The sequence below is a fragment of the uncultured Sphingomonas sp. genome (assembly GCF_937871615.1).
Classification (GTDB): Bacteria; Pseudomonadota; Alphaproteobacteria; order Sphingomonadales; family Sphingomonadaceae; genus Sphingomonas.
On sequence record NZ_CALMPA010000009.1, the window covers coordinates 1 to 8,410 of the forward strand.

9 protein-coding genes are annotated in these 8,410 nt (G+C 66.0%); 6 read left to right on the top strand and 3 right to left on the bottom strand.

Features of this window, described 5'->3' with window-relative positions; genetic code table 11:
* Positions 1 to 69: 69 nt before the first annotated feature.
* Genes Q0316_RS01010 through Q0316_RS01020 form a run of 3 tightly spaced genes read right to left on the bottom strand, consistent with a single transcriptional unit; the run spans position 70 to position 2,859 of the window.
* Entirely contained in the window at positions 70 to 846 is a 777-nt protein-coding gene (locus Q0316_RS01010; RefSeq protein WP_298668324.1) for a fumarylacetoacetate hydrolase family protein, read from the bottom strand.
* On the bottom strand, positions 833 to 1,651 hold the full coding sequence (locus Q0316_RS01015; protein WP_298668327.1) for an alpha/beta fold hydrolase: 819 nt from the start codon (positions 1,649 to 1,651) through the stop codon (positions 833 to 835). Before Q0316_RS01015 ends, Q0316_RS01010 begins: the two co-directional genes overlap by 14 nt.
* Positions 1,651 to 2,859 (bottom strand): acyl-CoA dehydrogenase family protein, encoded by a 1,209-nt coding sequence (locus Q0316_RS01020; protein ID WP_298668330.1) that lies wholly within the window; start codon positions 2,857 to 2,859, stop codon positions 1,651 to 1,653. Before Q0316_RS01020 ends, Q0316_RS01015 begins: the two co-directional genes overlap by 1 nt.
* 166 nt (positions 2,860 to 3,025) lie before the next feature.
* Here Q0316_RS01020 and Q0316_RS01025 point away from each other — a divergent pair, with 166 nt between their 5' ends.
* The 6 genes from Q0316_RS01025 to Q0316_RS01050 are packed head-to-tail and all read left to right on the top strand — an operon-like array spanning position 3,026 to position 8,369.
* A complete protein-coding gene (locus Q0316_RS01025; RefSeq protein ID WP_298668332.1) occupies positions 3,026 to 3,793 on the top strand; it encodes an SDR family oxidoreductase in 768 nt (255 codons plus the stop codon).
* Positions 3,794 to 3,797: 4 nt separating this feature from the next.
* A complete protein-coding gene (locus Q0316_RS01030) occupies positions 3,798 to 4,715 on the top strand; it encodes a VOC family protein (RefSeq protein WP_298668335.1) in 918 nt (305 codons plus the stop codon).
* Positions 4,715 to 5,593 (top strand): CoA transferase subunit A, encoded by an 879-nt coding sequence (locus tag Q0316_RS01035; RefSeq protein WP_298668338.1) that lies wholly within the window; start codon positions 4,715 to 4,717, stop codon positions 5,591 to 5,593. The genes Q0316_RS01030 and Q0316_RS01035 overlap by 1 nt, the downstream gene beginning before the upstream one ends.
* Positions 5,593 to 6,393, top strand: coding sequence for a ketoacid CoA transferase (locus Q0316_RS01040; protein ID WP_298668340.1), 801 nt, complete (start codon positions 5,593 to 5,595; stop codon positions 6,391 to 6,393). Before Q0316_RS01035 ends, Q0316_RS01040 begins: the two co-directional genes overlap by 1 nt.
* A complete protein-coding gene (locus Q0316_RS01045) occupies positions 6,390 to 7,289 on the top strand; it encodes an enoyl-CoA hydratase (RefSeq protein WP_298668343.1) in 900 nt (299 codons plus the stop codon). The genes Q0316_RS01040 and Q0316_RS01045 overlap by 4 nt, the downstream gene beginning before the upstream one ends.
* A gap of 3 nt (positions 7,290 to 7,292) precedes the next feature.
* On the top strand, positions 7,293 to 8,369 hold the full coding sequence (locus tag Q0316_RS01050; RefSeq protein WP_298668345.1) for a nitronate monooxygenase: 1,077 nt from the start codon (positions 7,293 to 7,295) through the stop codon (positions 8,367 to 8,369).
* The last annotated feature ends 41 nt before the right edge of the window (positions 8,370 to 8,410 follow it).

Here is an 8,410-nt window from a genome sequence, read left to right on the forward strand (position 1 = left end):
ATCAGATCGGTCCCGATGTTACCCGATCCAATGATCGCCGCTTTCACCTTGGTCACGCCTGCCAGCCTCCTAAACGAAGGTCGCGGTGCACATGCCCACGCCCTCCAGCGTCATTTCGAACCGATCGCCCGCCACCGCCGGCGCCAGCGGCACCAGCGATCCGGACAGGATCACGTCGCCCGCATTCAGCGAGACCCCGTATTGCCCCAGCGTATTGGCGAGCCATGCCACCGCCTCAGCCGGGTTACCCTGCACCGCGCTGCCATAGCCTTCGGACAGTGGCGCACCGTTCTTCGTCACGCGGACATGCAGCGCGGGCAGATCATGGGCGCGCGGATCGGCACGCGCCTCGCCCAGCACGAACACGCCGCACGAGGCATTGTCCGCCACCGTATCGACAATGCCGATCTTCCAGTCATCAATCCGGCTGTCGACGATCTCGAAGCATGGCGCGATGCTTTCGGTGGCGTCGATCACCTCCGCCGCCGTCACCCCCGGCCCTTTGAGGCCCTTGCGCAGGATGAAGGCGATCTCGGCTTCCGCGCGCGGCTGGATCAGCCCGGTGGCGGCGATGTCGATATCGCCTTCAATCAGCATCCGATCGGTAAGGAAGCCGAAATCGGGCTGATGCACCCCAAGCATATCCTGCACCGCTTTCGAGGTGACGCCGATCTTCTTGCCGATCACTTTCTCCCCATCCCCCATGCAGCGGGCGAGGAAATCGAGGCTGATGGCATAAGCATCATCAACCGTGAGCGACGGATCGCGCGCGATGAGCGGCGGCACTGTGCGCCGTTCCCGCAACGCGGCGTAAAGCTCCGCGCCGTGCCGCTCAGCGATGCTCATCGAGAAAGCCGATCGCATAGCGGTTGAACTCCGCGGTGCGCTCCACCTGCACCCAATGGCCGGTGCGGGCGAAGGTGGTGAACCGCACATCCTCGCACGCGTCGAGGAAATGGCGCGCGCCGCTCGCCGGGCAGAAATCGTCCTGCAATCCCCAGAAGCCGTAGATCGGCTGCTTCACCTCGCCCAGGCGCGGCGCGAGATTGGGAGTGCGCATCCGCACCAGCACATCCTTGGGCTGGGTCCGCGCCACGGCATAGCGTTCGGCGACCAGTTCGTCGGTGACCGCCGACGCATCATAAACGAGGTTGCAGACCAGCCGGCGCTGCTCCTCGATGCTGAAATCGGGGCCGCCGAAGTTCGACACCATCTTCGCGATGCCGGGCATGGCGAAATAGGTCTCGCGCTCCTCCACGCAGCCCGGCGCCATCAGCACCAAGCTGGAGACGAATTCCGGGTGATCGAGCGTCATCTGCAACGCGATGCCGCCGCCCAGCGAATTGCCCACCAACGCCGCCCGCTCGATGCCGTGCGCGCGCAGCGCGTCGTACAAGGTGTCGGTGAACAACTGGAGCGTATAGTCGATCCCCTCCGGCTTGGAGCTGTCGCCGTAACCGATCAGATCGGGCAGGATCACGCGATATCCGGCGGCGACGAAGGCCTGGATATTCTGGCGAAAGTTCGACGCGCCCGATGCGCCCGGCCCGCTGCCGTGGATGAACACTACCGCCGGGCCGCTGCCGGTTTCCGCGATGTGGATCTCATGGCCGCCGCCGACGACGTGCCGCTTGGTGACGAGCGCCCCCATCACATGAACATCATCGCAGGAGCCTGGCCCATCAGGCCACCGATCATGTCCGCCGTCCAGTTGTTCGGATCGTTGGCGACGTGCGCGCGCGCGGCGTTGAGATCGAGCCACGGCTGGACGATCGGGCTCGACATATAGATCGCGCGCCCGCCGAGCAGCGGCAGGATATCACCCACCAGATCGGCGCACCGCCGCACCACGGTGGAGGACTGGTAGCGCCAGGCCGCGCGCTTATCGAGCGGGATCGGCGCGCCGCGATCGGCATGGCTCATCAGTTCATCGAAGGTCGCCCGCAGCGCCAGCTCCATCTCGCCGATCTGCGCATATGCCCTGGCGATCGCGGCGTGAAGGATCGGATCGGTCTTGGAAACCTTGCCGGTGTTGCTCGATACGCGATCCGCCGCGATCGTCAGCGCCGCCTCAATGCCCGCGCGCGCGCCGCCGAGCGCCGCCGACGAGACCGAACGCACGAACACCTGCGCCCAGGGCAGGCGATAAAGCGCCCCGTCATTTTCCCGCTGGCCGGGGTTCTGGCAGTTGAACCCGTCGACCGAGCGATGCGTGCGATAATCGGGAACGAAGGCGCGCTCGACGACGATATCGTTGCTGCCGGTGCCCTGAAGCCCGAACACATCCCAGTTACTCTCGATCCTGTAATCCGCGCGCGGGACGAGGAAGGTGCGCATGTCAGGCGGGCCGCCCGGCTCCTTCGATGGCACCAGCGCGCCGAGCAGCACCCAGCGGCAATGCTCGGACCCGCTGGAAAATCCCCAGCGCCCGGTGAGATAGAAGCCGCCATCGGCATGTTCCACCTTGCCGACCGGCTGATAGGAGGAGGATACGAGAATGCCATCGTCCTCGCTCCACACTTCCTGCTGCGCGCGATCGTGAAACAGCGCCAGTTCGAACGGGTGGCAGCCGACGACGCCATAGACCCAGCCGGTCGACATACAGCCTTCGGCGAGCAGCTTCTGCACGTCGAAGAACACGTTCGGATGCATCTCATATCCGCCCCAGCGCTTCGGCTGGAGGATACGGAAGAAGCCGGCGGCCCGCATCTCCGCGATCGTCTCGTCGGGCACTTTCCCTTCCGCGACACATCGCTTCGCGCGCGCCTTCAATGTCGGGATCATGTCGCGCGCGCGCTCGATGAGCGCGGCGGCGGCAGGCGGTTCAATCTGGTCCTTGAGCGGAACAACGGCGGCCATCGCAGCCCCTCCTATACGGCCAGCGGCAATCGCCGGCCCAAATCGCTATCTTCGTAATTTCTCTTGCGCTACGATACGCAAATCGTCAATAGAAAAGCTCAACCTCGCGAAATAGCGGCGGTCGAGAACCAGTTTCACCCCTGTCGGGGAAAAGAGGAGAGAAGGCTTGCAGGGCGGCGCGCATCTCGATCTGGCAGGCAAGGCCGCGATCGTGACCGGCGGTACGCGCGGGCTGGGCCGCGTGATCGCGATGCGGCTGGCCGAAGCGGGCTGCGCGGTCACCATATGCGGTCGCGCCGCGCCGGATGATCTGCCCGGCGGCATCACCTTTCATAAGGCCGATGTGCGCGATCCCGATCAGGCGCGCGCGCTGGTGGATGCAGCGGCAGCGATGCATGGCCGACTCGACATATTGGTGAACAATGCGGGCGGCTCGCCCCCCGCCGATGCCGCCACCGTCTCGCCGCGATTCGTCGACGCGATCCTGAAGCTCAACCTCGTCGCGCCGCTCTATATGGCGCAGGCCGCGCACCCCCACATGGTCGCCGCGGGCGGCGGCAGCATCGTCAACATCGCCAGCGTCTCCGGCGCGCGCCCCTCGCCGGGAACCGCGGTGTACGGCGCTGCGAAGGCGGGGCTACTCAATCTTACGCAAAGCCTGGCCCAGGAATGGGGCGCGCGGAATATCCGCGTCAACGCGATCGTCGCGGGGCTGATGCAGACCGAGAACGCCGAGGCGACCTATGGCGACGCAGCCGCGCAGGAAGCGGTTGGCCGTTCGATGCCGCTCGGCCGGATGGGCAGCGGCGACGATATCGCCGGCGCGGTTCTGTTTCTGTGTTCGCCGCTGGCGAACTGGGTGAGCGGCGCGCGGCTTGAGGTCGATGGCGGCGGCGAGCGCCCGTATTTTCTCGATTTGGTAAAAGGAGCCTGATGTCATGGGCGTAAGGTCGCTTGGCTATGCGGTGGTGGAAACCACCCAGCCGGATCGTTGGGATCATTTCCTGACGCAGGTGGCGGGCGCGATGCGCGGTCGGGCGACGAGCGACGGCGCGGCATTCTATCGCGTCGACGAGCGCCCATTCCGTTTCCGCATCGAAACCGGCACGACCGATCGGTTGGCGGCATCGGGCTATGAAGTGGCGGACGCGGCGGCGCTTGGCGCGCTCGCGGAAAAAATCCGCGCCGCCGGCCAGCCGGTCGAGCCGGGTTCGCCCGAACTCGCTGCCTCGCGCTGCGTCGCCGGGCTGTTCCGCACCAGTGATCCGGCAGGCAACGCGCTGGAATTCTATTATGGGGACCAGCGCGAAGATGCGCCGTTCGTCTCGCCCGTCGGCGTGCCGCGCTTCATCACCGGCGAATATGGCATGGGCCATGCCGTGCTGGCCGCGCCCGATTTCGATAAGTGCCACGCCTTCTACCGCGACGTTATCGGCTTCCACGATACCGATCTTCCGCATTTCTTCCTGATGGGCGGCGATCACGATCCGGGGATGCGCTTCGCGTTCATGCACGCCGACAACGGGCGACACCACAGCGTCGCGCTGGCCGAAATGCCGGTGCCGCCATCGGCCTGCGTCCACCTGATGCTGGAACTGCCGACGCTGGCGGAGGTGGAAAAGGCGCACGCCCGGATGGTCGCCGGCGGCTACAAGGAATCCGCGACGCTTGGCGAACATGTCAATGACGAGATGACCAGTTTCTACGTCCAGACGCCGGCCGGCTTCGACCTTGAGGTCGGCTGCGACGGGCTGGTGATAGATCCCGCCACCTGGCAGGTCACCGCGCACGACAAGATCAGCAAATGGGGCCATGTCTGGGCATGGCAGACCGAAGCGGCGTCGGGAGCCGCATGATGCTCGACAAACGCATGACGGCGACGGAAATCGTCGCCAGCCTTCAGGACGGGATGACGATCGGCATCGGCGGCTGGGGGCCGCGGCGCAAGCCGATGGCGCTGGTGCGCGAAATCCTCCGCTCGCCGCTCAAGGATCTGACGATCGTTGCCTATGGCGGCGCGGATGTCGGGATGCTGTGCGCAGCGGGCAAGGTGAAGAAGCTGGTGTTCGCCTTCGTCTCGCTCGATGCGATTCCGCTGGAGCCATGGTTCCGCAAGGCGCGCGAAAGCGGCTCGATCGCGGTGCTGGAGCTGGACGAGGGGATGCTGCAATGGGGGCTGAAGGCCGCCGCTTTCGGCCTGCCCTTCCTGCCGACGCGCGTTGGGCTGGGCACCGATCTCGCCGAGCTGGGCGAGCTGAAATATGTGCAATCGCCCTATCCCGACGGCGAAACGCTGATCGCGATGCCGGCGCTGAAACTCGATGTCGCGCTGCTTCACGTGAGCCGATCGGACTGGCGCGGCAACGTCCAGTTGCTCGGGCCGGATATCTATTACGATGAATGGTTCGCCCGCGCCGCCGAGCGCACGTTCGTCTCGTGCGAGGAACTGGTCGACCGGATGGAGGATCATTATCCCGATGACGTACGATTCAGCCCGTTCGAGCGCAGCTTCGTGAACGGCGTGATCGAAATGAAGGGCGGCGCGCATCCCAGCTCGATGCCGCCGGCTTACGGATGGGACATGAAGGCGTTCCGCGCCTATGCGGACGCCGCGAAAGACCCCGGCGACTGGGCACAGGTCGCGGAACGGTTCGTCGGCGCCGACGAACACGCGTATATTGCCTCCGTCGGAGGAATGGACTCGGTGGCGAAGCTGCCGATGCCGGTGTTTTGATGACCAGCGCCACGCTCGCAGAACTCTGCATCTTCGCCGCGTCGGAAGCATTCCGCGATACGCGAGAGATCGTCGCCACCGGCGTTGGCCCGGTGCCGCGCCTCGGCGCGAGCCTCGCCAAGCTCACCCATTCGCCCGGCCTCATGATGAGCGACGGCGAGGCCTTCCTCGTCGAGGAGCCGGTGCCGATCGGGCCACGCGCCTATGACGATCGCCCCAAGGCGGCCGGATATCTCCCGTTCTCGCGCTTCTTCGATGCGGCGGTGTGGACCGGGCGGCGGCACGCGATGGTCACGCCCACGCAGATCGACCGTTTCGGGCAGACTAATCTGTCGTACCTCGGCGGCACCTATCACAAGCCCAAGACCCAGATGCTCGGCGTGCGCGGCTTTCCGGGCAATTCGGTCTATCATCCCAATTCGATGTTCATTCCGGCGCATTCGCCGCGCGTCTTCGTGCCGGGCGAAGTCGATATGGTATCAAGTGCAGGATATAATCCGGCGAAGCGCGTGGCCGGCGGCAACTATGCGGGCATCGAACTGCGCCGCATCGTCACCAACCTGTGCGTCATGGATTTCGGCGGGGCGGATCATGCGATCCGCGTCGTCTCGCTCCATCCCGGCGTGACGTTCGAGGAGGTGCAGGCGGCGACGGGCTTCCCGCTCGAAGCCGGGCCGCTCACCGAAACCGCGCTGCCGGATGTGGAGGCACTGGCGATCATCGCGCGGCTCGATCCGCACAACATCCGCGCGACCGTGATCGCGGGAAATCCCGCTGCGGTGAAGGAGACAGCAGCATGAGCGACGAACTCGCCCCGCGCCAGCCGCAATCCCCGGTTTATGAGACGGACACGCCGGTGCGCTACGAAACCGACGGCGCGGTCGCGTGGATCACGATGGACCGGCCCCAGTTCAACAACGCGCAGAACAGCCAGATGACCTATGCGCTCGACGCCGCCTTCGCGCGCGCGACGGACGATGATGCGATCAAGGTCATCGTGCTGGCGGGCGAGGGCAAGCATTTCAGCGCCGGCCATGACATCGGCACGCCGGGGCGTGATCATCTCGTACCGTTCGATCGCAAGCTGATGTTCGGCGATCATACCACCCGGCCCGGTGCCGAATTGCTCTACACCCGCGAGCATGAGGTGTATCTCGGCATGTGCCGCCGCTGGCGCGACATTCCGAAGCCGACGATCGCGATGGTGCAGGGCGCGTGCATCGCGGGCGGCCTGATGCTCGCCTGGGTGTGCGACCTGATCGTCGCCAGCGAAGACGCGTTCTTCCAGGATCCGGTCAACCGCATGGGCATTCCCGGCGTCGAATATTTCGCGCACGGTTTCGAATTGCCGCCGCGCGTCGCGAAGGAGTTCCTGCTGCTCGGCGAGCGGATGCCGGCGGCGCGCGCCTATCAGTTCGGTATGGTCAATCGCCTGTTCCCGCGTGAGACGCTGCGCGAGGAAACCGCCGGAATCGCGCACGAATTGGCGCAGCGTCCGCGCCTCGGCAACTGGCTGACCAAGCAGGCGTTCAACCATGTCGAGGATCTGCGCGGCAAGCGCACCGCGATGGACGCGGTGTTTCACATGCATCACTTCGCCCATGCGCAGAATGATCTCGTCAGCGGCAATTCGCTTGGCGGGCTGGACGGCAAGGCGATGGCGGCGGCCAACAAGAAAGCGGCGGGCAAGGCCTGATCCATGAGCGATCCGCTGCGCACTATCCTCACCGAGCGGCTGGGCTGCCGCTATCCGATCGTCCAGACGGCGATGGGCTGGATCGCCACCCCGCCGCTGGTGATCGCCACGTCTGAGGCCGGCGCATTCGGCTTCCTCGCCGCCGCGGTGATGACCCCGGCGGAAGTGCGCGAGGCGATCGCCGCGGTGCGCGCGGGCACGACGCGGCGGTTCGGGGTGAACTTCCATTCCTTCCAGCCGGGCGCGTCCGAGATCGTCGATATCATCGTCGAGAATGCCGATCAGGTGCGCGCCGTCAGCTTCGGGCGCGGGCCGGATGCGAAGATGATCGCGCGCTTCCGGGATGCCGGCATCCTCACCATGCCGACGGTCGGCGCGGTGAAGCACGCGCAGAAGATGGCGCAACTGGGCGTCGATATCATTACGGTGCAGGGCGGCGAAGGCGGCGGGCATACGGGTTCGGTGCCGACCACCGTGTTGCTGCCGCAGGTGCTCGATGCGGTGAAGGTGCCGGTGGTCGCGGCGGGCGGGTTCGCCGATGGGCGCGGGCTGGCGGCGGCGCTCGCCTTCGGTGCGGCGGGCATCGCGATGGGCACACGCTTCCTGATGACGCGCGAAAGCGCCCCGCCCGATCAGGTGAAGGCGCGTTATGTCGCGGCCAGCACCGACGATATCACCGTATCGACCAGGGTGGACGGCATTCCGCAGCGGATGATCCGCAACCACGCGCTCGATCGGATCGAGCGTTCGTCGGACATCGGCCTGTGGCGCCGCGCGATCGAGAGCGGGCTTCAGATGAAGCGCCAGACGGGCGCGTCTTTCGCCGAACTGCTCCGCGCCGCGCAGGGGATGACCAGTCACGGCGGCCTCACCCTGCCGCAGGCGATGATGGCGGCAGCCGCGCCGATGCTGATCCAGCGCGCGGTGGTCGATGGCGATGCCGAGAACGGGCTGATGGCAACGGGCGTCGTCGCGGGCCGCCTGGGCGATCTGCCAAGCGTCGCCGAACTGGTCGAATCAATCATGGCCGAGGCGCGTGCGCGCATCGCCGCGCTTGTACCGCAAGGGGAAAACGTCTGATGCCGATCACCTGCAACATAGCCGAGCGGATCGCGGAGATC

Coding starts and splice junctions, on each gene's coding strand:
- Q0316_RS01040 (WP_298668340.1), top strand. CDS start 5,593: ATGACCAGCGCCACGCTCGCAGAACTCTGCATCTTCGCCGCGTCGGAA.
- Q0316_RS01045 (WP_298668343.1), top strand. CDS start 6,390: ATGAGCGACGAACTCGCCCCGCGCCAGCCGCAATCCCCGGTTTATGAG.
- Q0316_RS01015 (WP_298668327.1), bottom strand. CDS start 1,651: ATGGGGGCGCTCGTCACCAAGCGGCACGTCGTCGGCGGCGGCCATGAG.
- Q0316_RS01020 (WP_298668330.1), bottom strand. CDS start 2,859: ATGGCCGCCGTTGTTCCGCTCAAGGACCAGATTGAACCGCCTGCCGCC.
- Q0316_RS01050 (WP_298668345.1), top strand. CDS start 7,293: ATGAGCGATCCGCTGCGCACTATCCTCACCGAGCGGCTGGGCTGCCGC.
- Q0316_RS01035 (WP_298668338.1), top strand. CDS start 4,715: ATGCTCGACAAACGCATGACGGCGACGGAAATCGTCGCCAGCCTTCAG.
- Q0316_RS01030 (WP_298668335.1), top strand. CDS start 3,798: ATGGGCGTAAGGTCGCTTGGCTATGCGGTGGTGGAAACCACCCAGCCG.
- Q0316_RS01010 (WP_298668324.1), bottom strand. CDS start 846: ATGAGCATCGCTGAGCGGCACGGCGCGGAGCTTTACGCCGCGTTGCGG.